Here is a 26,147-nt window from a genome sequence, read left to right as displayed (position 1 = left end):
GAATCGAGTGTCCGGATGTCTGATCAACGCGTCGTCCTGTGTGGCTGGGCGTCTTTTAGCGTGATTTCGGGCAAAAGCAGATATCGATTCTACGTGAAATTTCGTTCAGAGGCAGCTGCCTCACATATGGCTGTCTTCTTCCTCGACCAGAATCTCGCGCTTTCCGGCGTGGTTAGCGGGTCCGACGATGCCTTCCAGTTCCATGCGCTCCATCAGCGATGCGGCGCGATTATAGCCGATCTGCAGGCGGCGCTGAATGTAGCTGGTCGAGGCCTTGCGGTCTCGTTTGACGATCGCAACGGCCTGCGCGAACAGGTCGCCGCCGCCGTCCGCGCCCATGCCGGTGGCGTCGAACACCGCCCCGTCCTCGTCCTCGGTCGGCTCTTCGGCGGTAACCGCTTCGAGGTATTCCGGCTGGCCCTGCGTCTTGAGGTGACGCACCACCTTCTCGACTTCCTCGTCGGACGCGAACGGTCCGTGCACACGGCTGATGCGGCCGCCGCCCGCCATGTACAGCATGTCGCCCTGGCCGAGCAGCTGCTCGGCGCCCATCTCGCCGAGAATGGTGCGGCTGTCGATCTTCGACGTCACCTGGAAGGCGATGCGGGTCGGGAAGTTGGCCTTGATGGTGCCGGTGATGACGTCGACCGACGGCCGCTGCGTCGCCAGGATCACATGCAGGCCGGCGGCGCGCGCCATCTGTGCGAGGCGCTGCACCGCGCCTTCGATGTCCTTGCCCGCGACCATCATCAGGTCGGCCATTTCGTCGACGATGATGACGATGTAGGGCAGCGGGTCGAGCGAGAGCTTCTCTTCCTCGTAGATCGCCTTGCCGGTCTCCTTGTCGAAGCCGGTGTGTACCGTGCGCGTCGGCTCCTCGCCCTTGGCCTTCAACTCGCCGAGGCGCGTGTTGTAGCCGTCGATGTTGCGCACACCGAGCTTGGCCATGTTCTTGTAGCGCTCTTCCATCTCGCGCACGGCCCATTTCAGCGCGACCACCGCCTTCTTCGGATCGGTCACGACAGGCGTGAGCAGATGGGGAATGCCGTCATAGACGGAGAGTTCGAGCATCTTCGGATCGACCATGATCAGCCGGCACTGATCGGGGCGCAGCCGGTAGACCAGGCTGAGGATCATGGTGTTGATGGCGACCGACTTGCCCGAGCCGGTGGTACCGGCGATCAGCATGTGCGGCGTGCGCGCGAGGTCGATGATGACGGGGTCACCGCCGATGGTCTTGCCGAGGCAGAGCGGCAGCTTCGCGACCGTCTCGGTCGCTTCCTTCGCGACCAGCAGTTCACGCAGGTAAACCTTTTCGCGATGCGCGTTCGGCAGCTCGATGCCGATCGCATTGCGGCCCGGCACGACGGCGACGCGCGCCGACAGCGCGCTCATCGAGCGGGCGATGTCGTCGGAGAGGCCGATCACGCGTGAAGACTTGATGCCGGGCGCCGGCTCCAGCTCGTACAGCGTGACGACCGGACCCGGATTGGCCTTCACGATTTCGCCGCGCACGCCGAAATCTTGCAGCACGCCTTCGAGCGAGCGCGAATTGGCTTCCAGCTCGGCCTTGCTGAGTGGTTGGCGATCGCCGGCCTTGGGCGCGGCCAGCACGGAGACGGACGGAAGCTCGAACTTGTCGGAGGATTTCTTGGAAGCGGCCTTCGGCGCAGCCTTCTTGCGCGGGGCGCGCGCGGCGGGCTCTTCCTCTTCTTCCTCTTCCTCCTCGCCTTCCTCTTCGTCCTCCTCGTGCTCGCCCTCGTCGTCCTCGTCTTCGGACTGCGGCGAGATCGAGGGCGCGGTGCGGCCGCCGCCGAGATTCGGCTCCTGGCGGCTGAACGCAACGGCCTTGGTCTTCGGTCCGCTCGAGACCAGCGCGCGGTAGGCGGCACCACACAGCCAGATCAGGCGTGCCTTGGTGCTCATCAGGGCGTGGAACAGCCAGCCCAGCGACACCGAGCCGCGATCGCTCCCCTCGTCCTCATCGAGCGGCTTGTCGTCATCCTCGATCTCGGCGAGCTCGTCGTCATGCTCGCGTGCGCCGAGGCCGCAGGCGATCAGGAACGTCGCAGTCATCGCGGCGAACAGGATCGTGCCGAGTACCATGCGGTAGATCGTGCCGGCGGGTCCGAAAATCACCGCGGGCGCGCGCACCAGGGCGTCGCCGACCACGCCGCCGAGGCCGGTCGGCAGCGGCCAGGCGCCGCCATGCGGCCAGCAGCTGACGAAGCCCGCCGCGATCACCGTGCAGAGAATCCAGGAACCGAGCCGCAGCGCTTCGCGGTCGAACGGGCGATGCGTCATCATGCGCCAACCCCAGACCGCGACGGTCAGGACCAGCATGATGGCGCCGAGCCCGAGGATCTGCATCGCAAGGTCGGCGCCGATCGCACCGGCATAGCCGAGAATGTTGCGGATCGGCCGCGAGGTCGCGTGGCTGAGGCTGGGATCCTGCACCGACCAGGTCATCAGCGCGGCCGAGGCCACGCCCGCCAGCCCGACCATGCCGAGGCCGGTGAGCTCGCGCATCCGCCGCGCCAGACCCTCGCGGATCGACGGCGGCAGATGGCCGACCAGTGGAATGACACGTTCGATTGCCGACATGCTCATGGGCCCCGCCTAACCCAGAGTTTCGACCAGCCGGTGCAACGCCTGCGCCGTGGTCTCACTATCCTGCACCAGCGCCAGGCGAATGTAGCCGGCACCGGGATTGAAGCCGTCAGGTTGAAGCCGCGCGAGATAGGAGCCGGGCACCACGCGCACGCCGGCTTCCCTAAACAGCTTCAGGGTCACCGAGACGTCGTCACCGATCTCGGACGTGTTGAGCCAGACGCAAAAGCCGCCGTCGGGCCGGCGATAGCCGTAGCGATTGCCGATGATCTGGTCGGCGAGATCGAACTTGATCCGGTAGAGCCTGCGGTTCTCCTCGACATGCGCCTCGTCGCCATAGGCAACGGTCGCGACATGCTGCAGCGGCACCGGCACCTGCGGCGCCGCAATGTTGCGCAGCTCGAGGAACATGCCGATGAACTTCTTGTCGCCCGCGGCGAAGCCGACGCGCAGGCCCGGCAAATTGGAGCGTTTTGACAGCGACTGGAACGCAGCCACGCGGGTGAAGTCGGCACCCGCGGATTCGAGCGCGCTGCCTGGCGCCTCGCGGGTGTAGATCTCCGAATAGCACTCATCGCTGAGGATCATGAAGTTGTAGCGGTCGGCGAGCTGCTTCAGCCGCCTGAAATAATCGGGCTTGGCGACCGAACCCTGCGGATTTGCGGGCGAGGCCAGATAGAACGCCACGGTGCGCGCCAGCGTCGCCTCGTCGATGGCGTCGAGATCGGGCAGAAAACCGTTTTCGACGGTGGTCGGCAGATAGACCTGTTCGCAGGCTGCGGCACCGGCGCCCGCGCCATAGACCGGATAGAACGGGTTCGGCATCAGGATGGCAGGCTTGCCTGGCTTCGGCCCGACATAGCGCGCCGCTGCAATCGCGGCGAGGAACAGCCCCTCGCGGCTGCCATTGAGGACGAGAATTTCGGTCTTGGGGTCGAGCGGTCGCGGCAGCTTGAAGCGCGACGACAGCCAGGCACCTGCTGCCTGGCGGAACGGCTCGGTGCCCTGGTTCATCGGGTAACGGCCGAAATCGGCGATGTGCTTGGCCAGCACCGGGCCGACGAACTCGGGCACGGGATGCTGGGGCTCGCCAACTGCAAGCGAAATCAAGGGCTTGCCCGGCTGATGCGGGGCCAGCAGCTCGTTCAGCCGGACGAAGGGCGAGCGTTGGGAATCGGAGCTACCACCGCCCTGCGGCGCACGGGATGAAGCGGTCAGAGCCATTCGTTGGGCGCCAGTACTCTTGGAACAGCCGGTCGCATCAAGGCGCCGGCGGGAAGCGGTTCAGTTCACCATAGATAGGGCGAGGTTAAGACGCGATTAACCATCGGCCGCCGCCTCCGTCCAGAGCGGGGATAATGAGACCGGATAACAACGGGATGGAGGGCGATTCCGACCTCTCCCGCTTGCGGGAGAGGTCGGCGCGCCCCGGGCGATGCGTAGCATCGTCCCGCGCGCCGGGTGAGGGCTCTCTCCTCTTGGCGAATCCCACCGCGGAGGCGCCCTCCCCCGCATTCGCGGGAGGGAGCGCACCATCATCGCGACCTTAATGCCCCGGCAGCTTATCGAATGTCTTCATGCCCGCGGGGATCGCGTGGAACTCCTGCATGTCGCAGGTGTAGATCGCCATCTGCGGGTGGAACTGTTTCGGCTCGTCCAGCGTGCCGACCTTCAGGATCGCGGCGGGCAGGCCGGGGACCTTGGTCACCAGATGCGTGCCGCATTCGGCGCAGAATTCGCGCGTCACGGCGCGTTCGAGGTCCTTGCGCGTGAACTGCTTCGGCTGCCCGGTGATGTAGCTGAAGCCGGCCGCCGGCATCGCGATGAAGGTGTTGGGCGCGCCGCCCGAGATGTACTGGCACTCGCGGCAATGACACTGGGCCTGCATCATCGGGTCGCCCTCGGCCACGTAGCGCACTTCGCCGCAATAGCATCCGCCTTCCAAACGCATGACGACCTCCCGGTTTGTTGTTCGTTGTGGCCGGTATTTCTGCGCCGGCAATCTGGAATGGCAATCCTTTTCTTTTGCGCGCGGTCAAAAAGAAAGGGGCTCCAACTTGCGCTGGAGCCCCTCAACGGTCGGGGCATTGCCGGGTATGTGCCCAAACCGTAGTTGTGGACGCGGTCCCCTAGGAGACCGCGCCCGGGAGGAGAGGTTACATGTTGTAGGCGCGCTCGGTGTGCTCGGTGATGTCGAGGCCTTCACGCTCGCTCTCGACATTGGCGCGGAGGCCAACGATCACGTCGACGACCTTGTAGAGGATCGCCGAACCGACGCCCGACCACACCAGCGTGGTGCCGACAGCCTTGAGCTGGGACAGCATCTGCACGGCGAAGTCGTAATCGGCAACCTTGGGCGGGATCGCGGTGTAGTCGATGATGCCCGCACCACCGAGAGCCGGATTGACCAGGATGCCGGTGCCGAGCGCGCCGACGATGCCGCCGATGCAGTGCACGCCGAACACGTCGAGGCTGTCATCGTAGCCGAGCGCGTTCTTCACGACGGTGCAGAAGAACAGGCAGACCACGCCGACCACGAGACCGAGGACGATCGCGCCCATGACACCGGAGAAGCCGGCGGCAGGCGTGACGGCCACGAGGCCCGCGACAGCGCCGGAGATGACGCCGAGCACCGACGGGTGACCCTTCACGATCCACTCCGCGAACATCCACGACAGCGCGGCGGCCGCGGTGGCGACGAAGGAGTTGGTCATGGCGAGGGCGGCGCCGCCGTTGGCTTCGAGGTTGGAGCCGGCGTTGAAGCCGAACCAGCCGACCCAGAGCAGCGAGGCGCCGATCATCGACATGGTCAGCGAGTGCGGAGCCATCAGCTCCTTGCCGTAACCGACGCGCTTGCCGATCAGGAGAGCGCCGACGAGGCCTGCGATGCCGGCGTTGATGTGCACCACGGTGCCGCCGGCGAAGTCGATCGCGCCTGCCTTGAAGATCCAGCCAGCATCGGCGTTGATCTCGTCGAGCTTGGCCTGCGCCGCGGTCTTCGCCGCCGCGTCAGTGGCAGCAGCAAGAGCCTTGGCCGCATCCTGGATCGCGTCCGGGCCGGGCCAGTACCAGACCATGTGCGCGATCGGGAAGTAGATCAGCGTGACCCAGAGCGGGATGAAGAGCGCGATCGCCGAGAACTTCATGCGCTCGGCGAAGGCGCCGACGATGAGGGCGGGCGTGATCGCCGCGAAGGTCATCTGGAAGCACATGTAGATGAGCTCCGAGATGTTGGCGTCGACCGAGAAGGTCGCGGCCTTCGAGTCGGTGGTGACACCCATCATGAAGGCCTTGGAGAAGCCGCCGATGAAGTCGGAGCCGCCCGTGAAGGCGAGGCTGTAGCCGTACACGGCCCAGATCACGGTGACGACGCAGACGGTGTAGAACACCTGCATCAGCACCGAGAGCATGTTCTTGGAACGGACGAGACCGCCGTAGAACAGCGCGAGGCCGGGGATCGTCATCAACAGCACGAGCACTGTCGATGTCAGCATCCAGGCGTTGTCTCCCTTGTTGACCGTTGGCTCGGCGTAGGCTGCGGTCGCAGCGAACAGGCCGACTGCGAGAGCCGCCAATCCCGCGCCATAGGGACGCTTAAACGTCATTTTATTCACTCCTGATTGGATAAGGTTGAGCGCGAAATCAAAGGGCCGCGGCGTCGGCCTCGCCGGTGCGGATGCGAACCGCATGGTCGAGACTGATCACGAAGATCTTGCCGTCGCCGATCTGTCCGGTTTTCGCCGCGGACGTGATGGCGTCGATGGTCTTGTCGACCTGGTCGGAGGCGACAGCGACCTCGATCTTGATCTTGGGCAGGAAGCTCACGGCATATTCGGCGCCGCGATAGATTTCCGTATGGCCTTTCTGGCGGCCATATCCCTTGACTTCCGTCACCGTGAGTCCGTGAACGCCAATGGCGGTCAGGGCGTCACGGACTTCTTCCAGCTTGAATGGCTTGATAATCGCCATAACAATTTTCATGGGTCCTATCCCCGCTTGAGCCCGGTCCGGACGTGGCCGGGCGTTTCTCGACTGGTTCGCCACGAGGGAGAGTTCACTACGCGGGCACAGCCGGGACCCTTAGAATCAAATGCCGTGCCAGATCGGGCGCATTGCCTAACGGACTATGAAAACGGGTGTTTTCGCGCTCGACGGGTATTGCGCTGCAGTGCGCTAATACGTCGCGCTCAAAACGTGGTCAGATCTGCTTAAAATGTGAGCACGACAGGCTGCCGACACAATGTTGCTCATGTGTCGGGCAGCCCAAAGGTATCAGCTTAGGGGGTGAGGGGCGCGCTGAGCCGCAAAATATCGAGCCTAGGCGCCGGTGCCCACGCGATACGCGCAACCGATCATGCAGATGAGCGGCCGCAGGCGGAGTGTCAGGCAGCATCGCGCGCTGCAAAAACCCGATCGATCAATCCCCATTCGACCCCCTGCTGCGCGGTCATGAAGTGGTCGCGGTCCAAGGTCCGCTCCACCTCCGCCTCGGAGCGCCCGCAATGCTGCGCATAGAGCCGGATGAGGCGCCGCTTGGTTTCCTGCATCTCGTTGGCATGGATCAGGACGTCGGAAGCCTGGCCCTGAAAGCCGCCGAGCGGCTGATGCACGTGAAGGCTTGCATTGGGCAAGGCGGCGCGGTGACCGGGCTCGCCGGCCATCAGCAGGAACGAGCCCATCGAGCGCGCGGTGCCCATGCACAGCGTATGGACCGGCGCCTTGATGAACTGTAGGGTGTCGTACATCGCAAGTCCAGAGGTGACCACGCCGCCGTAGGAATTGATGTAGAGATTGATCGGCCGGCTCGGATTCTCCGCTTCCAGGAACAAGAGCTGCGCGCAGACCAGTCCGGACATCGCGTCATTGACCTCGCCGTTGAGGAAGATGATGCGCTCGCGCAGGAGCCGCGAATAGATGTCGAAGGATCGTTCGCCGCGCGCCGATTGTTCGACGACCATAGGGACGAGCTGAAGCATGTCGCGCATCGGCGACCTCCATGTCTACGGGTGATGAAGTCTTGTTGGGGTTAAGCGGCCGCGCGCATCAGGCAGCAATTGCTGTTGGCCGGCTGCGGCAGCTTCGTTCGATCGTCGCAGGCTTGCTGGATGATGCGGAAGCGGGTGCCGCCGTCCTCGTTCGGCTCGATCCGGAAAATGACGTGGCTCTCTCGATACGGCGGCTCGGAATCGCGTAGCCGGTAGCGCACCTCTTCGCCAGGGATCGCTGATTCCGGCTCGGCGCCCGCAAGGTCGCAATCCGGCAGCCAGCGCTCGCGCAATTCAGGAATGGTCACGGCGCGCCAGACCTTTGCCGGCGGCGCATCGAAATCATATTCGAGCACGAGGTTTGCGTCGGGATGATCAGGTTTCGCGGCGTCGCTCATTGATCCCTGTCCTTATTGATCCATGTCCTTCAAGAGATCGGCGAGTGCTTCCATGCGCTTCGGCCAGTAGGCGCGGTAGCGCGCGAGCCATGTCCCGATGGCGGCGATCCCGTCCGGATCGACCTCGTAATTCACAAAGCGGCCTTGCCGCTGCTCGCGCACGAGCCCCGCCGCACGCAGCACCGAAAGATGCTGCGACATCGCCGGCTGGCTGATCTCCAATCCGTCGCGCAAGGCGCTGGCATTCAGGCTTCCGCCAGCGAGCTTCTCAAAGACTTTTCGGCGCGTCGGGTCGGCGAGTGCCTTGAAGATGTCGGCTTCGATCATGACGACACATAAGCACGTGCTTATGTGTCGTGCAAGCCCTTACTGCAAGGCCTCGCCGTGCTGGGTGATGTCGAGACCCTCGAGCTCCTGCTCACGGGAGACGCGCAGGGGTACGAACAGGGCGACCAGCTTGAGCAGGATGAAGCTCACGCCCGCCGCCCAGACGAAGGTGACGGCGACGCCATAGAGCTGGATCAGGAGCTGCTGCGGATGGCCCTCGATCAGGCCGGCGGTGCCGCCGATCGCGCTGGTTGCGAACACGCCGGCCAGAAGCGTGCCGGTCAGTCCGCCAATGCCGTGGACGCCGAACACGTCGAGCGAGTCGTCATAGTTGAAGCGATGCTTCAGCCAGGTACAGGCCCAGTAGCAGACCGCGCCGGCGGCGATGCCGATAACGATGCCGTGCCACGGCGCGACGAAGCCGGAGGCCGGCGTGATAGTGCCGAGGCCTGCGACCGCGCCGGAGATCATGCCGAGCACGGAAGGCTTGCGCCGGGTCGACCATTCGATCGCGCCCCAGGTCAGCGCGCCGGAGCAGGCGGCAAGATGCGTCGCGATGATCGCCATCACCGCGCGCGAATTGGCCGCGCCCGCCGAGCCGCCGTTGAAGCCGAACCAGCCGACCCACAACAGGCCGGTGCCCATCACCGCGAGCGACAGATCGAACGGCGAGAGATTTTCGGTGCCGTAGCCGTGGCGGCGTCCCATCACCTTGGCGGCGACGAGGCCGGCGGTGCCGGCCGACAGATGCACGACGAGGCCGCCGGCGAAATCCATCACGCCCATGCTGGCGAGGAAGCCGCCGCCCCACACCCAATGCGCCAGCGGAATGTAGACGAAGATGAACCAGGCGACAGAGAACAGCAGATAAGCGGAGAACCGCATCCGGTCGGCGACCGAGCCTGCGACCAGCGCCACCGTGATGATGGCGAACGTCATCTGGTACAGCATGAACAGCGATTCCGGGATCGTCTTCGCCGCCGGATTGACGCTATCCATGGTCATGCCCGCGAGGAACCAGCGGTCGAGCGAGCCGATCCACGGGCCGTCGCCGACGAAGCACAGCGAATAGCCGAACGCGACCCAGAGAATCGAGATGATCGTCACCGCGGCGAGGCTTTGCGCCATGGTGGCGAGCACGTTCTTCTTGCGCACCATGCCGGAGTAGAACAGCGCCAGCCCGGGGATCGTCATCATCAGCACCAGCGCGGTGGCGACGATCATCCAGGCGGTGTCGGCGGTGTTGATCTCGGAGCTTGCTGCATGCGCCGGCGCAGCCAAAGCGAACACAAATCCGATCGGCGCAGCCAAAGCGGCCGCGCGGCGCAACAATCCCGCCATGTCATTTCCCCCGGCATCAATTGGCGTCGCACGCTGCGGCGTCGTTGCCCGGTGCGATCGAAAGGTTCAAAGCGTTTTCAAGCGAAGTGGATACCAGTTCGCGTGAAGAAAACGCGTCAAACAAGAATCTAAAGCGCGTCGCTGTCGGTCTCGCCGGTGCGGATGCGCAGCGCATGGTCGATCGGCGTGACGAAGATCTTGCCGTCGCCGATCTGACCGGTGCGCGCGGACGCGGTGATCACGCCGACCGCCTTGTCGGCGATGTCGGAGGCGACCGCGATCTCGATCCGCAGCTTCGGCAGGAAGTTCACGACATATTCGGCGCCGCGATATATTTCGGTGTGGCCCTTCTGGCGGCCGTAACCCTTCACCTCGGTCACAGTCATGCCGTGGACGCCGATCGCCGTCAGGGCCTGGCGGACCTCATCGAGCTTGAAGGGTTTGATGATCGCGACGACGAGTTTCATGGTCAGGCCTATTCCCCGGGATGCGCCGCGCCGTATGTCCCCGGCGCCGCGTCAATCTGGCATCTTTCCGGGCAAATGGCATAAAAAAGTTGCAGGTTGAAGCGGAAAAACGTTTGGCCGTGTGAACGGCCGCCTCTGTACAGGGCAGCCGTTCATCATTCACAATGCATTTTTGGCATGGATGCGGTGAACCTGCGCCTGTCGAGCGGTACATAAGTATTTTGAGGGGGACGCTTCATGGCAAGTTGGTTTTACGCGGCTGAGGGCAAGCAGCAGGGGCCGTTCCAGGAAGGGCAATTCCGCGATCTGGTCGCGCAAGGAATCGTGCGGCCGGATACGCTGGTGTGGTCCGAGGGCATGGCCGGCTGGCAGAAGGCTGCCGAAATCCCCGGCCTGATTGGCGGCGGCGGCGGCGGTGCGCCGCCGATGGTCCCGGCCGGCGGCCCGCCGATGATGGGTGGCGGAGCTTATGCTGGCGCCGGCGGAGCACTCGCGGTCGATTTCGGCATCCTCGAGTTCACCTGGCGAACGATCGTGATGGTGATCGCCTCGTGCTTCATCATCCCGATCCCGTGGGTGTTCGTCTGGTACACGAAGTGGATCGTGTCCTGCGTGAAGGTCCCGGGACGTCCGAACCTCAGCTTCACCGGCAATGCGATGACGCTGGTGCCGTGGTTCTTCGGCTTCATCGTGCTGGCAATCGTGATTGGCTACATCGGCAGCCAGCTGCTCAGCAATTTGCTGTTCATCGTGCAGATCGTGCTCTACTGGCTCCTGATCAAATGGATGGTCGCGAACCTCGCCTCCAACGGGCAGCCGCTCGGCCTCAGCTTCTCCGGCTCGGTCTGGGCCTATATCGGCTGGAATCTGCTGTTCGCGATCTCGATCATCACCATCATCGGCTGGGCTTGGGTCGCCGCGGCCCAGATGCGCTGGTTCTGCCGCAGCGTCGAAGGCACGCGCCGCGAGATCGTGTTCAAGGGCAGCGGTCTCGGGATTCTCTGGCGCGGAATCGTGGCAGCGATCCTGTGCAGCCTGATCATCCCGATCCCGTGGGTGTATCGCTGGATCATGAACTGGTTCGCATCGCAGACCGAGCTCGCTCCGCGCGGGTCGCTCTAAGCATGGTCCGGTAAGCCATCAGCGCGAATTATCGCGTTTATGGCGATCGGGCTTTTCCGCGCGGATGTATCAGGCGTGGATCGCCAGCTGTGGAGCGATCGCTTCCGCCACGGTGCGCATGTCTCGCGCAAGCGCCAGCGAGGTTGCGCGGTCCAGCTGGCTGCCGAGGCCGACGGCCGCGATCGTGTGCGAGATCGTTCCCTTCGCGTTCAGGACCGGCACCGCGACGATCGTGACGCCGGCAATGTAATTGCCGCGATCGATGCTGAAACCCTGCTTGCGCACCTGATCGACTTCCTTGCGCCAGGCCTCGAAGGTCGGCGCGTTATGCCAGCGCAGCAGGCGAAAGCGCTTTTCGATCTCCTTCTCCGGCTGGCCGCTGAAGGCGGCGACGCAGCGTCCCGTGGCGCTGATCAGCGCCGGAAAGCGGCTTCCGATGTCGACATGAAGCCGCACCGGCGCCTGACTGCGCGCCAGCGCGACGACGATCATGTTGTCGAGGTCCGGCACCTCGACGCCGATCGCAGTGACGCCGTATCGGCCTGAAAGCTCCTCGAGCTTCGGCCGCATCAGGCTGGGAAAATCGGCATTATCGAGCACCGCGCGCGCCAGCGGCAGCATGCCGACGCCGAGGCTGTAGCGCTTGGTCTGCGGATCGACCTGGAGCAGATCTTCCGCCAGCAGCGCGCGCACGATGTGCAGTGCGGTGCTCGGCACCAGCTCGAGCGTGTCCGCGATCGCCTTGAGACTCTGCGGCGCGGGATTGCGGCTGAGCAGGCGGAGGATGGCGACCGCGCGCGTGACCGCGGGCACGGCGCGGACGCGGGGTGATTTGGGATTCGGCATGATCGTATCGGTACAACAGCGGCCGGAGCGCAACAACACTGTCTCGTCGAAGCACAGATCGTCGTCGTCGCGGCGCAGCGCGTTCGTCATCGCTTCGGGCTAATTGTACATATACAATTCATAGCGCTATTTGACAATTAACGTGGCGTCGGTATCTTGCCGGCCATGACCAAGCTGACCGACTACACGAGCTACGCCGCCGCGCAGACGATGTTCTCCCCGGAGAAGCTCTGGGAATTGTTCGACGGCAATCGTGCGCAGCTGAACATCGCGCATGAATGCATCGACCGGCATGCCGGTCGATCCAATCCGGCCGTGATCGTCGTTCACGCGGACGGGCAGGACGAGGTGCTGAGCTTTGCCGAGCTTGCCGAAGCGTCCGCGCGCTTCGCGCATGATCTGGTAAGCCGCGGGATCAAGGCCGGTGATCGCGTCGCGGTCATGCTCGAGCCCTCGCGCGCCTTCTACGTAGCGGTGTTCGGCACGATGAAGGCCGGCGCCATCGCCGTGCCGCTGTTCACGCTGTTCGGGCCCGACGGCGTCAAGCTGCGCGTCGACGACTGCAAGCCGCGGCTGATCGTGACCAACGCCGAGAAGGCCCAGCTGCTCGCCGGGATCGGAACCGAAGTGGTGGTCGCCGATGCCGCCTTCCTGAACGATCTGCAACGCTTTGCGCCGCACTTCACGCCGGACACGGCGGCCGACGCCATGGCGCTGTTTCAATATACCTCGGGCACCACGCGCGAATTGCCGGAAGCGGTCAGGCACACGCATCGCTCGATCGTCACGCTGATGGTCGCGGCGCTCTACGGCACCGGCCTGCGCCCGGGCGATCGCTTCATCTGCCCGTCATCGCCGGCCTGGGGACATGGGCTCTGGCACGGCACGCTCGCGCCGCTGGCGCTCGGCATCACCATCGGCTCCTATGCCGGCAAGTTCAATCCGGAGCGGCTGCTCGCCGCGCTCGAACGGCACCGGTTCACCAACATCTCGGCGGCCGCTACGCATTATCGCATGATGCGGAATTCCGGCGCTGCGCCGCGCTACCGCTATGTGCTGGAGAAAATGTCGTTCACCGGCGAGCCGATCGACAGCGAGACGGCAGCCTTCATCAGCGACACCTTCGGCCATCAGGTCTGCAGCATGTACGGCACCACCGAGATCGGAGTGATCCTGGTGAGCTATCCCGGCGCGCGCGATTTCGTCGTCAAGCCGGGGTCCCTGGGCAAGCCAATCCCCGGTGGGCGCGTCGAAGTGCAGGACGCCGAAGGCAAGCCCTGCGCGCCCGGCGTGACCGGCGAGCTCAAGCTCTGGCGTCGTGGCGAGTGGATCGCGACCAAGGACCTCGGGCGCATCGACGAGGACGGCTACTTCTATCACGGCGGTCGGGCCGACGACGTCATCATCTCCGCCGGCTGGACCATGAGCGCCGTCGAGATCGAGGATGCGATCCTAAAGCATCCGCAGGTGCGCGAGGCCGCGGCCATCGGCGTTCCCGATCCGCTCCGCGGCCAGGTCGTGAAGGCCTTCGTGGTCACCGACCGGCCGGGCGATGCGTCCTTCGAGCACGAGATCCAGGACGTCGTGCGTCAGCGCCTCAGCCATCACGAATATCCGCGTCTGGTCAGCTTCGTCGCGGAGCTGCCGAAGACGCCGGCCGGCAAGGTCAATCGCAAGGTGCTGCGCGACCGCGAGCACGCCGCCAAGCAATCAGAAGCGACGAATTAACGAGAGGAACGCTATATGCTGGACAAGACCGAAACCAGGTTTCCGAAGATCACGGAAGAGGGCCTCGACGATCTGCGCAAGCGCATCGGCGTCACGATCGGCGTGACCGCCGAGCCCTGGTGCTACGAGGCGACGCGCGACAACATCCGTCACTACGCGCACGGCATCGGCGACGACAATCCGCTCTGGTGCGATCCCGACTACGCCGCCAAATCCAGTTACGGCGGGATCATCGCGCTGCCGAGCTTCCTGTTCTCGACCAGCCGCATCGTGTCCGGCTATGTCGGGGGCCTGCCCGGCGTCCACGCGATGTGGTCCGGCGCGGACTGGACCTGGCACAAGGCCGTCCGCCGCAACGACGTGATCTCGACCGAGGCCAAGCTGAAGGACCTCGTCGAGCATCAGACCCGGTTCGCCGGCCGCGCCATCCAGCAGACTTATCACGTCGATTTCTTCAACCAGCAGGGCGACCTCGTCGCCGAAGCCGACAGCTGGTGCTTCCGCACCGAGCGCGACCACGCGCGCGAGCAGGGCACCAAATACAAGGAAGTCAGGGCGCGCGAGCCGCGCCGCTATACAGAGCAGGAGCTGGCTGCGGCCTACAAGCACTATGCCGAGGAGCGGATCCAGGGCTCGCGGCCGCGCTACTGGCAGGACGTCACCGAGGGCGAAGCGCTGCCGGTGATGCTGAAGGGGCCGATGACGGTCACCGGCTTCATCGCCTATGCGCAAGGCTGGGGCGGTCTTTACATCCGCGCCAACAAGCTGGCCTGGAAGCTCGCCGACGCCCATCGCGGCCTCGGCATCCCGAACCGCTTCAATATCCCCGACTGCCCCGAGCGCGTGCACTGGGAAGAGGAGTTCGCGCTCGAGGTCGGCGCGCCCGGCGCTTATGATTACGGTCCGGAGCGCTGCTCCTGGCTCACCCATCACCTCACCAACTGGATGGGCGATGACGGCTTCCTGCGCCGCGCCACCTGCAAGATCCGTCGCCACAATCCCGAGGGCGACATCCTGTTCATCAAGGGCAAGGTGAAGCGCAAGTTCGTCGAGAACGGCCGTCACCTCGTCGAGATCGAGCAGGAAGCGCGCAACCAGGATGACGAGCTCTCCGTGCTCGGCACCGGCATCGTGGAATTGCCAAGCCGCAGCTGACAACAACCAGATGGGCGCATGAGCATGCCCGCACCAGATCTCACGCGCGGAGCGGTGACCGGCCTCAAGGTCGTCGATCTCTCGCGCGTACTGGCGGGACCGCTGTGCACGCAGATGCTGGCCGATCATGGCGCCGACGTCGTCAAGATCGAGCCGCCATCCGGCGATGAGACGCGCGGTCTCGGGCCGCCCTTCGACGCGGCGGGACAGGCGGCGTATTTCGGCGCCGTCAATCGGGGCAAGCGCGGCATGGCGCTCGATCTGTCGCGCGCCAACGGGCGCGCGGTGCTCGAAGCGCTTCTGAAGGATGCCGATGTGCTGGTGGAGAATTTCCTGCCCGGCACCATGGAGCGCTGGGGGCTCGGATACGAGGGGCATCTGTCCGAACGCTTTCCGCGACTGATCTACTGCGCCATCTCCGGCTTTGGCGCCGATGGGCCGCTCGGCGGCCTGCCCGGCTACGATGCGGTGCTCCAGGCCATGTGCGGCCTGATGAGCATCAACGGCACACAGGACTCCGGCGCAACGCGCGTCGGTGTGCCCATCGTCGACTACGTCACCGGCTACAATGCGCTCACCGGAATCCTGCTGGCGCTCGCGGCGCGCGAACGAAGCGGACGGGGGCAGCGCGTCGAGGTGACGCTGTTCGACACGGCGCTCGGCCTCCTGGTGCCGCACGCGGCGAACTGGCTTTGCTCGGGCAGCACGCCTGGTCGCCTCGGCAGCGCCCATCCCAACATCGCCCCTTACGACAAGTTCGCGGCGGCCGACGGCGAGATCTTTCTCGGCATCCTCAATGACGGCCAGTTCCGCCGCTTCTGCCAGAAGGTCGGGCGCGGCGATCTCCTGGATGATCCGCGCTTCCGGACCAACGCCGATCGGCTCAGCCACGTCGCCGCGCTTCGCGCTGAGCTGGAGCGTACGCTGGCCGGCTTCAAATCGGACGCGCTTTGCCGCGAGTTGATGCAGGCCGGCGTTCCCGCGGGCGCCGTCAACACCGTGCCGCAGGCGTTCGCGCAGGCGCATGTCGCCCACCGCGACATGCTGGTCGAGGGCGAGGGCCACCGCGCGCCCGGCATTCCCGTGAAGCTCAAGCAGACGCCCGGCAGCACCGGACGTCGGCCACCGCGCTTCGGCGAGCATGTCCGTGAAATTCTGGCGGATGCCGGTTTCGACGAGGCAACGATCGATCGCCTGATCGACACCGGGGTCGTCACGCCGCAACGGAAGGACAGCGCGCAACGATAGAAGGCGACGACAACAATCAAAAACAAACAAATATAACGAGAGGAAACGAAGATGCTGAAATCCGCGAGATGGGCCGTGGGATTGCTGGCCCTGCTATGGAGCTGCGCAAGCCTTGCGCAAACCTATCCGACCAGGCCCGTCAAGATCATCGTTCCCTATCAGGCGGGCCAGGGCACCGACGTCGTGGCGCGATATCTGGCCGACCATTTGTCGCGGACGCTGGGCCAGCGCTTCTATGTCGAGAACAAGCCCGGCGCCGGCGGCAATATCGGGGCCGAGCAGGCGGCGCATTCCGAGCCCGACGGCTACACGCTGATGATGGGCACCAACGCTACCCAGACCATGAACGAGTTCATGTATCCTTCGATGGGCTTCGTGCCGGACAAGGATTTTGCCCCGATCATCCTGGTCGGCAAGCTGCCGCTGGTGATCACGGCCAGCCCGTCGTTCGCCGGAAACAACGTGGCGGATCTGATCACGGCGGCCAAGGCGAAGCCGGATCGGATCGACATCGCGCTGCCGAGCACGACGGCGCGCGTCATCTTCGAGTTTCTGAAGGAAGTGACTGGCGCGCCTATGTTCGGCGTCCCCTACAAGGGCTCCGCGACGGCGATGACCGACGTGCTCGGCGGGCAGGTGCCGCTGCTGATCGATACCGTCACGGCGGTGCGCACCCAGATCGACGACGGCAAGCTGAAGGCGCTCGGCGTCACCGTGCTGAAGCCGAGCGAGCTGCTGCCGGGCGTGAAGCCGGTGGCCGAGCAGGGCGTGCCCGATTTCGAGATGGCGGGATGGAATGCCTTCTACGCGCCGCGCGACACGCCGCAGGCCATCATCGAGCTTCTGAACGGCGAGTTCGCCAAGGCGCTGGCCTTGCCCGAGACGCGCAAGCGGCTGCAGGAGCTCGGCTTCGATCCGGCAGGCGGAACGCCGACGGACCTCGCCAAGTTCGAGGCGCGCGAGCGGCTCAAATGGGGGCCGGTGATCAAGGCGACGGGCTTGCAGGGCGGCTGAGGTCGCTCAGGTCTTTGCTTGAGCATGATCTCGTCCGAGAACCGGTTCCCGCTTCTCGGGATCATGCCTTGCGCTCGCGCACCGAGCCTTCCTGCGCCACCGACGCGACCAGCGTGCCGTCGGGCTTGAAGATGAGGCCGCGCGACAGGCCGCGGCCGCCGCGCGCGTTCGGCGAATCCTGGGCGTAGAGCAGCCATTCGTCGGCGCGGAACGGGCGGTGAAACCACATCGCGTGATCGAGGCTCGCCGGCATCATGCGCTTGTCGAACAGCGTGCGGCCGTAGCGCGCCATGATTGCATCGAGCAGCGAGAAGTCCGACGCATAAGCGAGCGCGCACAGATGCAGCGCGGGATCGTCGGGGAGCTTCGCCGCGGTGCGGATCCAGATGTGGATGCGGCCGTCGTCGACCTTCTGGCCGAAATAGCGGCCGATCTCGACGGGCCGCAATTCGATCGGACGATCCATCTCGTAATAGCGGCGGATGAACTCCGGCATTTCCTTGAAGATCGGCTGCTTGGCCACCTCCTCCGCGGTCAGCTTCTCCGGTGGCGGCACATCAGGCATCTTGTCCTGGTGATCGAAGGCGCTCGCCTCCTCGGCATGGAATGAGACCATGATCGAGAAGATCGCGTTGCCGTGCTGGATCGCGGTGACACGGCGGGTCGAATAGCTCTTGCCGTCGCGCAGCCGCTCGACCTGGTAGATGATCGGGACCTTCGGGTCGCCCGGCAGGATGAAATAGCAATGCAGCGAATGCGGCAGGCGGCCCTCGACGGTGCGGCAGGCCGCGACCATCGCCTGCCCGATCACCTGGCCGCCAAACACCCGCTGCCAGTCCGTCTTCGGGCTGTTGCCGCGGAACAGGTTCACCTCGAGCTGTTCGAGGTCGAGGATCGAAATGAGGTCGAACAGGCTTTTGGACATGATGATGCTTCCAAATGTCTCGTCATTCCGGGGCATCGCGCCAGCGATGAACCCCGAATCTCGAGCTGAATGACCTCCGGATTCCGGGTTCGCGCTCTTGCGCGCCCCGGAATGACGGAATGAGGCCGTTCCGCCCTTGTTTCACCGCACTGTTTCGCCCAGCTCAAGTCTGCTAGCAAGACCGAGAATTGACCAGGAAGCTTGGTATGTCGGTACAGGGTAGCATTGTCATCGGTGGCGGCGCGTTTGCGGGCCTTGCACTGGCGCTGGCGCTGCGCCAGGGGCTGGGCCCCGAGATTCCCGTCATCGTCGCCGATCCCGCGCTCAGCACACGGCCGAGCCGCGATCCGCGCGCGACCGCGATCGTGGCGGCCTGCCGCCGCCTGTTCGAGGTGATCGGCGCCTGGGACGACGTCCGGGCTGAGGCCCAGCCGATCCTCGACATGGTCGTCACCGACTCCAAGCTGGAGGATGCCACCCGTCCGGTGTTCCTGAACTTCGCCGGCGATGTCGCGCCCGGCGAGCCCTTTGCCCACATGGTCGAGAACCGCCGCCTGATCGATGCGCTGGTGGTGCGGGCCGAGGCCGAGGGCATCGATCTGCGCGCCACCACCGTGGCATCCTATGATGCGCGCGCCGAGGGCATCGACGTGACGCTCGGCGACGGCAGCGTCGTCGCGGCCAGCCTTCTGGTCGCTGCCGACGGCGCGAAGTCGAGGCTGCGCGAACGTGCCGGCATCGCCACCCACGGCTGGGAATACGACCAGTCCGGCATCGTCGTCACCGTTGGCCACGAGCGCGATCACGAGGGCCGCGCCGAAGAGCACTTTTTGCCTGCCGGCCCCTTCGCGATCCTGCCGCTCACCGGAAAACGCTCGTCGCTGGTGTGGACCGAGCGCCGCGCTGAGGCCGCGCGCATCATTGCGCTCAGCGACGAGGAGTTCCACGCCGAGCTCGAGCAGCGGTTCGGCCTGCATCTCGGCGAGGTCAAGGCGCTCGACAAGCCGCGCGCATTTCCGCTGTCCTATTTCGTCGCGCGTTCCTTCATCGCCGACCGTATGGCGCTGGTCGGCGATTCCGCGCATGTCATCCATCCCATTGCGGGCCAGGGTCTCAACATGGGGCTGAAGGACGTCGCGGCGCTGGCCGAGGTCGTCGTCGATGCCGCGCGGCTCGGCATGGATCTCGGCGGCGCCGATGTGCTCGAGCGCTACCAGCGCTGGCGCCGCTTCGACACCATGGCGATGGGCGTTGCCACCAACTCGCTGAACTTCCTGTTCTCCAACCAGTCGACGCTGCTGCGCACCGTCCGCGACATCGGCCTCGGCCTCGTCGACCGCGCCCCGCCGCTGAAGAACCTCTTCATCCGCCAGGCCGCCGGGCTGACCGGCGAGGTGCCGCGGCTGTTGAAGGGCGAGGCGCTGTAGGGCGAATGGTGAGTGGCGAATAGCGAGTGGTGTCCATTCGCTATTCGCCACTACCTACTCGCTAAGATCAATCGATCTTCCGCGCCTCTTCCGGCAGCATGATCGGGATGCCGTCGCGGATTGGATAAGCGAGCTTGGCGCTGCGCGAGATCAGCTCCTGCTTGGCAGAATCGAATTCCAGCGGGCCCTTGGTCAGCGGGCAGACCAGGATCTCCAGCAGCTTGGGATCGACACTGGCTTCGGGGCGTTCGGTGGGCGCGTTCATTTTGGTCTCCGGCAGTCGGTTGCCTCTAGCACAGAAATTCGCATCCGCCCATCTACGCGGAGATCATCCGCAGCAGCTCGTCGATCAGGACTTGGATCCGCGCCGCCGGCACCGGCGTGCCCGACAGGGCAAAGCCGAGAAAGGTCCAGTACAGTATCTGCGCCCGGGCCTGCGCCGCCGCGGGCGCGAGCCCGCGCTTTGCGAGCAATGCCTCGATGTAATCGATCCTGCGGCGGTCGATCGCGCGGACCGCGCCTTGTGCGGTCGCATCGAACGCCGCCCAGTTGCGCACCGCGCGTTCGAGGTCGAGCCGCGCGCCAAAGGACCTGCGCAGCAACGCCCTCAGCGGCTCGTCCGCGGCGGCCTCGACATCGGCGATGATCTGCTCGGCCGCGATCTCGCGCCAGCGCTTGAGGACGGCGGCGTGGAACGCGCCGAGATCGGCAAAATGCCAATAGAAGCTGCCGCGCGACACGCCCATGGCCCGCGCCAGCGGATCGGCCTTCAGCGCGGTGAAACCGCTCCTGGCCAGCGCCTTGAGGCCCTGATCGATCCAGTCGTCTGCGGAGAGCTGCTCAGTCATGTCGGGGTTCCGAAAGATCCACCATACACTAGTGTATTGACAGGCGGCGGGCCAGCGCCTAATCAACCATACACAGATGTATGGAGGCATCGATGCGTGATCTCTTGCTCCAGTGCGCCGGCGTCCTGACCATTGTCGTGGCGCTCATCCACGGCTACCTCGGCGAGGCCAAGGTGTTCCCTCGCGCCCGGATCGAGCCGGAACGGCTGCGCACCCTGATCCGCCTGGTCTGGCAGGCCTCGACCGTCGCCTGGATCGGCGGCGGCGTGCTGCTGATCGCAACACCCTGGATGGGCTCGGAGCCGGCGCGCCACTGGATCGTCGTCACCATGGCCTGCGTGTTCGGCTTCTCGGCTTGCGCCAACGCATGGGCGACGCGCGGCCGGCATTTTGGCTGGATGATGCTCAGCGCGGTCGTCGCGCTGGCGGTTGCGGGATACTGAGCGTCGAGACGACAAGCCAGGCATTCAAGCGGAGCGGCATCATGGACTATCGTGTTCGACTGACCATCGAAAACGGCGTAGCCCATCTCCGGCTGAACCGCCCGGACAAGATGAATGCGCTCGACCCGGCGATGTTCGAGGCCATCATCGAAGCAGGCACCCAGCTGGGTGCGGCCAAGGATCTCCGCGCCGTCGTCCTCTCGGGCGAAGGGCGCGCCTTCTGCGCAGGCCTCGACCTCGATCGCCTTCTCGCCACCGCGAACGGCAATCCGCTGCTGCCGTCCATTGACCTGACGCGCCGAACCCACGGCATCGCGAACTATGCCCAGCATCTCGTCTGGCTCTGGCGCGAACTGCCTGTGCCGGTGATTGCAGCGGTTCATGGCGTTGCGTTCGGCGGCGGCTTCCAGCTCGCGCTTGGTGCTGACCTGCGCTATGTCGCGCCCGGAACAAAGCTCGGGGTCATCGAGACCAAATGGGGTCTCGTGCCCGATATGTGCGGCACTCAGCTGATGCGCCGTCTCGCACGCGACGACATCGTGCGAGAGCTGACCTATTCCGGCCGCGTCTTCTCCGCGGAAGAAGCGCTCGCCTACGGCTTTGCGACGCGGCTGACCGACGATCCCCTGGCGGCTGCGCTCGCCACGGCGCACGAGATCGCGAGCCGTAGCCCCGACGCCGTCCGCGCGGCCAAGCGCCTGTTGAACCTGTCCGCGACCGCGGATCCGGCGACCGGTCTCGCCGCGGAGACCACCGAACAGGCGGCGCTGCTTGGCACGCCCAATCACATCGAGGCCATCAGAAGCAATCTGGAAAACCGCAGGCCGCGATGGAGCTATGCATGAGCGAGACGCAAGGGTTCGACCTGCAAGCACTCGACGCGGTCAACGCCTCGGCGGCCTTCAACCGCTCCGCCGGCTTCGACGTGGTCGCTGCCGGTCATGGCGAGGTGACCATCCGCATGGGCTGGCGGGACGATCTGACCCAATATTCCGGGCATCTCCACGCCGGTCTGATCGCCGCCCTGCTCGACACCGCCTGTGGCTTCGCCGCAGCGACGCTCGTCGGTGCGGTCACCGCTTCGCATTTCTCGATGAATTGCCTGAGGCCGGCGATCGGCCGCTATTTTGTCGCGAAGGGAACGACGCTCCGCGCCGGGCGCAGGCAGGTGTTCGCCCGCGCCGAGCTCTTCGCGGCCGACGAGCGAGATGATCTCGCCCTCGTCGCGACCGGCGAAACCGTGCTCGTCCCCACCGGCGAACCGCGCAAGGTTGACGGGAGTTGAGCCATGGCGCTGACGCTCGTCACCGGAGGTACAGGTCATCTCGGCGGGGATATCGTCGATCGTCTCGTTCGCGCCGGGCATCGTGTCCGGGTGTTTGCGCGCTCGCCAGGCGCGCGACCGGATGTCGAATGGGCCTCAGGTGATCTTGCCACGGGCGCCGGTCTGCGGGCCGCGCTACATGACGTGGACACGGTCATCAATGCCGCGACGTATTCGCCGATCGCGCGGCGCGGCGGCATCCGTCCGATCGACTTCTTCAGGTCGCCCTCCGCCGTGGATGTCGAAGGCACGGAACGTCTGCTGGCCGTTAGCGGGGAAGCTCAGGTGCGGCACTTCCTCCACGTCTCGATCGTCGGTCTCGACGAGGCGACCCTGCCCTATGCGCGGGTCAAGCTCGCCGGCGAATGGCTGGTGCGTGCATCCGACCTGTCCTGGTCCGTCGTTCGCGCGATGCCGTTCTATTATCTGCTCGACAGGCTGCTTTCGGGCCTGTCCTGGCTTCCGGTGTGGCCGATGCCGACGGCGCGGTTCAATCCGGTCGATACGACAGACGTTGCCAACCACGTCGTGGCTTGCGCATTCGACGGGCAGCGCGGCGTGCGCGCGGAGATCGGCGGGCCGGAAGCTCTCGATCTCGTCGCCCTCGCCCGCCAATATCAGGACGCGAGAAGACTGCATCGAAAAATTCTGCCGATCGATCTTTCGGAGGCTAAGGCGCGCGGCATGGGTTTTGTCGTCAGTCAGGGTGTGCGTGGCCGCCTCACCTGGGCGGACTGGCTGCGGCGCAACGATCCGGGGACGCGAAGCGCGGCCTAGCGCAACTGGCAAGGCCAGGGTGCCATCCCCCAAACCGTGAGGCGTAAGGCCGCAGCAGTCTTCGAAATGTACGCCGCACACGGAGAGCGCTGATGTTTTTCGGATCGTTAGAATAACTCTAAAGCCGGGACGCGCCGAACCGGATTGACTTCATCATCTCCTTTGCTTCCTTCGGTCCCGCTTCGCGGTTCTGCGCAGCGCCCACGACAGAAGAGGAGACGTTCGTGAAGGTCATTCGTGTTGTTGCCATTGCACTGATGGTCGGGATTGGCATGAGCTCGGCGGCGATGGCCGACGGTTTCAAGAACTGCACCAAGATCGACAAGGCGTCGTGGAAGCCGGCGAGCGATGCCGAAGCCAAGGCCAAGGCCGCCGGCTACGAGGTGCGGCGCTCCAAGGTCGAAGGTTCGTGCTATGAGGTCTACGGCGTCAAGGAAGGCAAGCTCTACGAGCTGTTCTACAGCCCGGAAGATCTCAGCCTGAAGCACACGATCGCCAAGTAATAGGCGTCAAGTAAGGTTTAGGGATGGTCCCGGCTTGATCGACGAAGCGGTGCCAGAAACGCGCGGGGCGTCCGACAGGACCCCCGCGGATCGAACTGCATCGCGGACGGTTGCGGTCTGGGACCTCCCGCTACGCCTCTGGCATTGGGCTCTCGCGGCCAGCATCCTGGCCGCCTGGTTCACCCCTACGGTCTACGACAGAGCTCATCGCATCGTCGGCTATACGGTGCTCGGGCTGCTCGCCTTCCGTCTGGCCTGGGGCTTCTGGGGAAGCCGCTATTCGCGCTTCCGCATGGTCGGCGTCAGGCTCCGTGCCGCGCCGCGCTATCTCTGGAATCTGCGCCGCGGCATCACCGGCCGCTATATCGGGCTCAATCCCGCCGGCACCCTGATGCTGGTGGCGCTGCTGCTCTCGATTGCCGTCTCGGCCATCACCGGCGCGATGTCGGTGACGGTGACGTTCTTCGGCGTCTGGTGGGTCGAGGACACCCATCACTATTCATCGGACGCGGTCATCGTCCTGGTCGTGCTGCATGTATTGGGCGTGGTGCTGATGGGAATTCTCCAGCGCGAGAACCTGATCCGCGCGATGTTCACCGGCCGCAAGCGCATCCGGCATCATCAGTAGGGTTTTCGAAGCGACACTCTTTCGTCGTCATGCCCGGGCTTGTCCCGGGCATCCACGTTCTTAATGCGGCACGAAAGACGTGGATGGGGGGGTCAAGCCCGGCCATGACGGAACAGCCCTCACTGCAACGGCGGATCGCCGCTGGTGCGCTTCTTGGCCAGGTCCATCTCGGTCACCGCGATCAGGATCTCGGCGCGGGTCTTGAGGTCCGGCGCCTCCAGCATGGCCTGTTTCTCGGCCGGACCATAGGGCGACATCATCGCCAGCGCGTTGACCAGCGCCTCGTTGGGCGCGCTTTCGACGCCTTCCCAGTCGACCTTGAGGTTGTTGGCTTTCAAGAAGTCCGCCAGCACGGACAGCAGTGCCTCGCGATCGACGTCGTCCTCGCCCATGCGCGCGGTGAAATCGTCGACGAAGGCGAAGAAATCCACCTTGCACTGGCGGTAGGCGGTCAGCACATCGAGCTCCGCGACCACCTTGAAGCGGGAGACGCCGGTGAGCTCGAGGATGTAGCGGCCGTCGCCGGATTCGGCGAGCTGGGTGATGCGGCCGACGCAGCCGACGCGGAACAGCGCCGGCTTATCCGAATTCTTCGGCGAATGCGCGACGTCAGGCTGGATCATGCCGATCAGGCGGTGGCCGTCGCGGAAGGCATCGTCGACCATCGCGAGATAGCGCGGCTCGAAGATGTTGAGCGGCATCTGGCCGCGCGGCAGCAACAGCGCGCCCGGCAGCGGAAACACCGGAATGATCTCCGGAAGGTCGGCGGGCCCGCGATATTCGATGTTGATCGGCATCTGGTCCCCGCTAGAGCATGATCCGGAAGAGTGTGCAGCGGTTTTCCGCCAAGATCATGCTCAAACAATAGTCGCGCGTTTTCCTTACGAAAACAGGATCGTCGACAAGCGCTTTCGACCCTCGACGGTTGCGTCATCCGTGCCGCCCCAGGCCTCGAAGAACTGCACCAGCTGCTTGCGGGCGCCGTCATCGTTCCACTTGCGGTCGCGCTTGACGATCTCGAGCAGCTGCTCGGTGGCCGCAGTGCGGTTGCCTTGCGCGTTGAGGGCGGTCGCAAGGTCGAACCGTGCCTGATGATCGAGCGGGTTTGCGGCGACTTTCTGTTCAAGCTCGGCGACCGGGCCGAGCTGCTCCGCCTGCTCGGCGAGCTCGATCGTGGTCTGCACGGCCTTCACCGCGGGGTCGTTGCGCTTGGATTCCGGCACCATGGCCAGCGTCTGCTTGGCCTGCTCCATCGCGCCCGACACCGCGTAGCACTTCGCAAGGCCGGCAAGCGCGGCGATGTTGGTCGAATCATGCTGGAGCGCCTCGGCATAGATCTGCGCGGCGGCCGCGGCATCGCCCTCGGCGAGCACCGCTTCGGCCTCCTGCACGATCTCGGCGACATTGACCTCGCCGGGCGCAGTCATGCCCTTGGTCAGCCGCTCGATGAAGGCGTTGACCTGGCTTTCCGGCACCGCGCCCATGAAGCCATCGGCGGGCTGGCCATTGACGAAAGCGATCACGGCCGGGATCGACTGGATGCCCATCTGGCCCGGGATCGCCGGATGCTGGTCGATGTTCATCTTGACCAGCTTGACCTTGCCCTTGGCCGCCTTGACTGCCTTTTCCAGCACCGGAGTGAGCTGCTTGCAGGGGCCGCACCACTCCGCCCAGAAGTCGATCAGCACCGGCTGGCGCTTCGATTCCTCGATGACGTCCTTCACGAAGGTCTGGGTGGTGGTGTCCTTGATCAGATCGGCCGCAGCCGGGCCCGCCGCTCCGTTACCCTGGTCGATGATCGTCACGGGATCCCCTCGTCTGATGTCTGGAATGGCGGGTCTTTAGCACGTCGCCGATTCTTATGCTGTGGTGTCGGCGCTAAAATTGGGCCGGGACGGCCGAATTTCAATCCATCGCAGCCGATTTGGCGGTTCCAGGCCGTTTTCGGTCGATTTGCCGCGCGTTAGGCTCCATATGGGGCCTCAAAGATACCAATCTATGCCGCGGGTAGCTGTTGCATTCCCTTTCCGC

General features: G+C 65.0%; 28 protein-coding genes. 12 read left to right on the top strand and 16 right to left on the bottom strand.

The window, feature by feature from the left end; all coding sequences use genetic code 11:
- Positions 1-120 precede the first annotated feature (120 nt).
- The 10 genes from BRAGE_RS0138680 to BRAGE_RS0138635 form a co-directional block, all read right to left on the bottom strand.
- Positions 121-2,610: a DNA translocase FtsK gene (locus tag BRAGE_RS0138680; RefSeq protein ID WP_027561704.1), complete on the bottom strand. Its 2,490-nt coding sequence runs from the start codon at positions 2,608-2,610 to the stop codon at positions 121-123.
- Between the two features lie 9 nt (positions 2,611-2,619).
- Positions 2,620-3,834, bottom strand: a complete 1,215-nt coding sequence (locus BRAGE_RS0138675) for an aminotransferase class I/II-fold pyridoxal phosphate-dependent enzyme (RefSeq protein ID WP_027561705.1) — start codon at positions 3,832-3,834, stop codon at positions 2,620-2,622.
- 322 nt (positions 3,835-4,156) lie between these two features.
- A complete protein-coding gene (locus BRAGE_RS0138670) occupies positions 4,157-4,561 on the bottom strand; it encodes a GFA family protein (RefSeq protein WP_027561706.1) in 405 nt (134 codons plus the stop codon).
- A gap of 205 nt (positions 4,562-4,766) precedes the next feature.
- Positions 4,767-6,215: an ammonium transporter gene (locus BRAGE_RS0138665; protein ID WP_027561707.1), complete on the bottom strand. Its 1,449-nt coding sequence runs from the start codon at positions 6,213-6,215 to the stop codon at positions 4,767-4,769.
- A 37-nt stretch (positions 6,216-6,252) separates the two neighbouring features.
- Entirely contained in the window at positions 6,253-6,591 is a 339-nt protein-coding gene (locus BRAGE_RS0138660; protein WP_027525082.1) for a P-II family nitrogen regulator, read from the bottom strand.
- A gap of 401 nt (positions 6,592-6,992) precedes the next feature.
- Positions 6,993-7,595: an ATP-dependent Clp protease proteolytic subunit gene (locus BRAGE_RS0138655; protein ID WP_027561708.1), complete on the bottom strand. Its 603-nt coding sequence runs from the start codon at positions 7,593-7,595 to the stop codon at positions 6,993-6,995.
- A 41-nt stretch (positions 7,596-7,636) separates the two neighbouring features.
- Entirely contained in the window at positions 7,637-7,993 is a 357-nt protein-coding gene (locus BRAGE_RS0138650) for an SRPBCC family protein (protein ID WP_027561709.1), read from the bottom strand.
- A gap of 12 nt (positions 7,994-8,005) precedes the next feature.
- A complete protein-coding gene (locus tag BRAGE_RS0138645; RefSeq protein WP_027561710.1) occupies positions 8,006-8,320 on the bottom strand; it encodes an ArsR/SmtB family transcription factor in 315 nt (104 codons plus the stop codon).
- A 39-nt stretch (positions 8,321-8,359) separates the two neighbouring features.
- Positions 8,360-9,661, bottom strand: a complete 1,302-nt coding sequence (locus BRAGE_RS0138640) for an ammonium transporter (protein WP_027561711.1) — start codon at positions 9,659-9,661, stop codon at positions 8,360-8,362.
- Between the two features lie 128 nt (positions 9,662-9,789).
- Entirely contained in the window at positions 9,790-10,128 is a 339-nt protein-coding gene (locus BRAGE_RS0138635) for a P-II family nitrogen regulator (protein ID WP_027535359.1), read from the bottom strand.
- A gap of 237 nt (positions 10,129-10,365) precedes the next feature.
- Here BRAGE_RS0138635 and BRAGE_RS0138630 point away from each other — a divergent pair, with 237 nt between their 5' ends.
- Positions 10,366-11,250: a DUF4339 domain-containing protein gene (locus tag BRAGE_RS0138630; RefSeq protein WP_027561712.1), complete on the top strand. Its 885-nt coding sequence runs from the start codon at positions 10,366-10,368 to the stop codon at positions 11,248-11,250.
- 69 nt (positions 11,251-11,319) lie between these two features.
- Here BRAGE_RS0138630 and BRAGE_RS0138625 read toward each other — a convergent pair whose 3' ends face one another.
- On the bottom strand, positions 11,320-12,186 hold the full coding sequence (locus BRAGE_RS0138625) for an IclR family transcriptional regulator (protein WP_231164174.1): 867 nt from the start codon (positions 12,184-12,186) through the stop codon (positions 11,320-11,322).
- A 75-nt stretch (positions 12,187-12,261) separates the two neighbouring features.
- Here BRAGE_RS0138625 and BRAGE_RS0138620 point away from each other — a divergent pair, with 75 nt between their 5' ends.
- From BRAGE_RS0138620 to BRAGE_RS0138605, 4 genes are read left to right on the top strand one after another with little or no spacing between them, the layout of a single operon-like run.
- Positions 12,262-13,824 carry an acyl-CoA synthetase gene (locus BRAGE_RS0138620; RefSeq protein ID WP_027561714.1) on the top strand — a complete coding sequence of 521 codons (1,563 nt, stop codon included), beginning with the start codon at positions 12,262-12,264 and terminating at the stop codon, positions 13,822-13,824.
- A gap of 15 nt (positions 13,825-13,839) precedes the next feature.
- Complete coding sequence (locus BRAGE_RS0138615; protein WP_027561715.1) at positions 13,840-14,979, top strand: FAS1-like dehydratase domain-containing protein; 1,140 nt, start codon at positions 13,840-13,842, stop codon at positions 14,977-14,979.
- Positions 14,980-14,997: 18 nt separating this feature from the next.
- Positions 14,998-16,227, top strand: coding sequence for a CaiB/BaiF CoA transferase family protein (locus BRAGE_RS0138610; protein WP_027561716.1), 1,230 nt, complete (start codon positions 14,998-15,000; stop codon positions 16,225-16,227).
- Positions 16,228-16,278: 51 nt separating this feature from the next.
- Positions 16,279-17,241: a Bug family tripartite tricarboxylate transporter substrate binding protein gene (locus BRAGE_RS0138605; RefSeq protein ID WP_051378275.1), complete on the top strand. Its 963-nt coding sequence runs from the start codon at positions 16,279-16,281 to the stop codon at positions 17,239-17,241.
- A gap of 61 nt (positions 17,242-17,302) precedes the next feature.
- On the opposite strand, the gene tesB is transcribed toward BRAGE_RS0138605, so the two are convergent.
- Positions 17,303-18,166 carry an acyl-CoA thioesterase II gene (gene tesB / locus BRAGE_RS0138600; protein WP_028146488.1) on the bottom strand — a complete coding sequence of 288 codons (864 nt, stop codon included), beginning with the start codon at positions 18,164-18,166 and terminating at the stop codon, positions 17,303-17,305.
- Positions 18,167-18,372: 206 nt separating this feature from the next.
- Between tesB and BRAGE_RS0138595 the strand changes: the two genes are divergently transcribed.
- Positions 18,373-19,593 (top strand): ubiquinone biosynthesis hydroxylase, encoded by a 1,221-nt coding sequence (locus BRAGE_RS0138595; protein ID WP_027561719.1) that lies wholly within the window; start codon positions 18,373-18,375, stop codon positions 19,591-19,593.
- Positions 19,594-19,660: 67 nt separating this feature from the next.
- On the opposite strand, the gene BRAGE_RS0138590 is transcribed toward BRAGE_RS0138595, so the two are convergent.
- Positions 19,661-19,858: a Trm112 family protein gene (locus tag BRAGE_RS0138590; RefSeq protein WP_007598651.1), complete on the bottom strand. Its 198-nt coding sequence runs from the start codon at positions 19,856-19,858 to the stop codon at positions 19,661-19,663.
- A gap of 52 nt (positions 19,859-19,910) precedes the next feature.
- Positions 19,911-20,441, bottom strand: coding sequence for a TetR/AcrR family transcriptional regulator (locus BRAGE_RS0138585; protein ID WP_027561720.1), 531 nt, complete (start codon positions 20,439-20,441; stop codon positions 19,911-19,913).
- A 92-nt stretch (positions 20,442-20,533) separates the two neighbouring features.
- Between BRAGE_RS0138585 and BRAGE_RS0138580 the strand changes: the two genes are divergently transcribed.
- The 6 genes from BRAGE_RS0138580 to BRAGE_RS0138550 all read left to right on the top strand — a co-directional run bounded on the left by BRAGE_RS0138580 (position 20,534) and on the right by BRAGE_RS0138550 (position 24,116).
- Positions 20,534-20,884, top strand: coding sequence for a hypothetical protein (locus BRAGE_RS0138580; RefSeq protein ID WP_027561721.1), 351 nt, complete (start codon positions 20,534-20,536; stop codon positions 20,882-20,884).
- Positions 20,885-20,925: 41 nt separating this feature from the next.
- Positions 20,926-21,729: a crotonase/enoyl-CoA hydratase family protein gene (locus BRAGE_RS0138575; RefSeq protein WP_027561722.1), complete on the top strand. Its 804-nt coding sequence runs from the start codon at positions 20,926-20,928 to the stop codon at positions 21,727-21,729.
- Positions 21,726-22,169 carry a PaaI family thioesterase gene (locus tag BRAGE_RS0138570; protein ID WP_027561723.1) on the top strand — a complete coding sequence of 148 codons (444 nt, stop codon included), beginning with the start codon at positions 21,726-21,728 and terminating at the stop codon, positions 22,167-22,169. Before BRAGE_RS0138575 ends, BRAGE_RS0138570 begins: the two co-directional genes overlap by 4 nt.
- Before the next feature lie 3 nt (positions 22,170-22,172).
- Positions 22,173-22,985: an SDR family oxidoreductase gene (locus BRAGE_RS0138565; RefSeq protein ID WP_027561724.1), complete on the top strand. Its 813-nt coding sequence runs from the start codon at positions 22,173-22,175 to the stop codon at positions 22,983-22,985.
- Positions 22,986-23,209: 224 nt separating this feature from the next.
- The gene (locus tag BRAGE_RS0138555) at positions 23,210-23,488 is read left to right on the top strand and encodes a PepSY domain-containing protein (protein ID WP_027561725.1); all 279 of its coding nucleotides are present in this window, start codon (positions 23,210-23,212) and stop codon (positions 23,486-23,488) included.
- 34 nt (positions 23,489-23,522) lie between these two features.
- Positions 23,523-24,116, top strand: coding sequence for a cytochrome b/b6 domain-containing protein (locus BRAGE_RS0138550; protein ID WP_027561726.1), 594 nt, complete (start codon positions 23,523-23,525; stop codon positions 24,114-24,116).
- A 119-nt stretch (positions 24,117-24,235) separates the two neighbouring features.
- On the opposite strand, the gene BRAGE_RS0138545 is transcribed toward BRAGE_RS0138550, so the two are convergent.
- Both BRAGE_RS0138545 and trxA read right to left on the bottom strand, forming a co-directional pair.
- Positions 24,236-24,913, bottom strand: coding sequence for an LON peptidase substrate-binding domain-containing protein (locus tag BRAGE_RS0138545; RefSeq protein ID WP_027561727.1), 678 nt, complete (start codon positions 24,911-24,913; stop codon positions 24,236-24,238).
- Between the two features lie 84 nt (positions 24,914-24,997).
- Positions 24,998-25,921: a thioredoxin gene (trxA, locus tag BRAGE_RS0138540; RefSeq protein ID WP_027561728.1), complete on the bottom strand. Its 924-nt coding sequence runs from the start codon at positions 25,919-25,921 to the stop codon at positions 24,998-25,000.
- Between the last annotated feature and the right edge of the window lie 226 nt (positions 25,922-26,147).

The sequence above is a fragment of the Bradyrhizobium genosp. SA-4 str. CB756 genome (assembly GCF_000473125.1).
Taxonomy (GTDB): Bacteria; Pseudomonadota; Alphaproteobacteria; order Rhizobiales; family Xanthobacteraceae; genus Bradyrhizobium; species Bradyrhizobium arachidis.
The sequence above is the reverse complement of the archived record's forward strand: the minus strand, read 5'-3'. Positions and strand labels throughout refer to the sequence as shown.

Coding starts and splice junctions, on each gene's coding strand:
- BRAGE_RS0138570 (WP_027561723.1), top strand. CDS start 21,726: ATGAGCGAGACGCAAGGGTTCGACCTGCAAGCACTCGACGCGGTCAAC.
- BRAGE_RS0138580 (WP_027561721.1), top strand. CDS start 20,534: ATGCGTGATCTCTTGCTCCAGTGCGCCGGCGTCCTGACCATTGTCGTG.
- BRAGE_RS0138605 (WP_051378275.1), top strand. CDS start 16,279: ATGCTGAAATCCGCGAGATGGGCCGTGGGATTGCTGGCCCTGCTATGG.
- BRAGE_RS0138675 (WP_027561705.1), bottom strand. CDS start 3,834: ATGGCTCTGACCGCTTCATCCCGTGCGCCGCAGGGCGGTGGTAGCTCC.
- BRAGE_RS0138615 (WP_027561715.1), top strand. CDS start 13,840: ATGCTGGACAAGACCGAAACCAGGTTTCCGAAGATCACGGAAGAGGGC.
- BRAGE_RS0138645 (WP_027561710.1), bottom strand. CDS start 8,320: ATGATCGAAGCCGACATCTTCAAGGCACTCGCCGACCCGACGCGCCGA.
- BRAGE_RS0138620 (WP_027561714.1), top strand. CDS start 12,262: ATGACCAAGCTGACCGACTACACGAGCTACGCCGCCGCGCAGACGATG.
- BRAGE_RS0138665 (WP_027561707.1), bottom strand. CDS start 6,215: ATGACGTTTAAGCGTCCCTATGGCGCGGGATTGGCGGCTCTCGCAGTC.
- BRAGE_RS0138650 (WP_027561709.1), bottom strand. CDS start 7,993: ATGAGCGACGCCGCGAAACCTGATCATCCCGACGCAAACCTCGTGCTC.
- BRAGE_RS0138655 (WP_027561708.1), bottom strand. CDS start 7,595: ATGCGCGACATGCTTCAGCTCGTCCCTATGGTCGTCGAACAATCGGCG.
- BRAGE_RS0138635 (WP_027535359.1), bottom strand. CDS start 10,128: ATGAAACTCGTCGTCGCGATCATCAAACCCTTCAAGCTCGATGAGGTC.
- BRAGE_RS0138680 (WP_027561704.1), bottom strand. CDS start 2,610: ATGAGCATGTCGGCAATCGAACGTGTCATTCCACTGGTCGGCCATCTG.
- BRAGE_RS0138595 (WP_027561719.1), top strand. CDS start 18,373: ATGTCGGTACAGGGTAGCATTGTCATCGGTGGCGGCGCGTTTGCGGGC.
- BRAGE_RS0138545 (WP_027561727.1), bottom strand. CDS start 24,913: ATGCCGATCAACATCGAATATCGCGGGCCCGCCGACCTTCCGGAGATC.
- BRAGE_RS0138640 (WP_027561711.1), bottom strand. CDS start 9,661: ATGGCGGGATTGTTGCGCCGCGCGGCCGCTTTGGCTGCGCCGATCGGA.
- BRAGE_RS0138670 (WP_027561706.1), bottom strand. CDS start 4,561: ATGCGTTTGGAAGGCGGATGCTATTGCGGCGAAGTGCGCTACGTGGCC.
- BRAGE_RS0138625 (WP_231164174.1), bottom strand. CDS start 12,186: ATGACGAACGCGCTGCGCCGCGACGACGACGATCTGTGCTTCGACGAG.
- BRAGE_RS0138630 (WP_027561712.1), top strand. CDS start 10,366: ATGGCAAGTTGGTTTTACGCGGCTGAGGGCAAGCAGCAGGGGCCGTTC.
- BRAGE_RS0138660 (WP_027525082.1), bottom strand. CDS start 6,591: ATGAAAATTGTTATGGCGATTATCAAGCCATTCAAGCTGGAAGAAGTC.
- BRAGE_RS0138610 (WP_027561716.1), top strand. CDS start 14,998: ATGAGCATGCCCGCACCAGATCTCACGCGCGGAGCGGTGACCGGCCTC.
- tesB (WP_028146488.1), bottom strand. CDS start 18,166: ATGTCCAAAAGCCTGTTCGACCTCATTTCGATCCTCGACCTCGAACAG.
- BRAGE_RS0138585 (WP_027561720.1), bottom strand. CDS start 20,441: ATGACTGAGCAGCTCTCCGCAGACGACTGGATCGATCAGGGCCTCAAG.
- BRAGE_RS0138565 (WP_027561724.1), top strand. CDS start 22,173: ATGGCGCTGACGCTCGTCACCGGAGGTACAGGTCATCTCGGCGGGGAT.
- BRAGE_RS0138575 (WP_027561722.1), top strand. CDS start 20,926: ATGGACTATCGTGTTCGACTGACCATCGAAAACGGCGTAGCCCATCTC.
- BRAGE_RS0138590 (WP_007598651.1), bottom strand. CDS start 19,858: ATGAACGCGCCCACCGAACGCCCCGAAGCCAGTGTCGATCCCAAGCTG.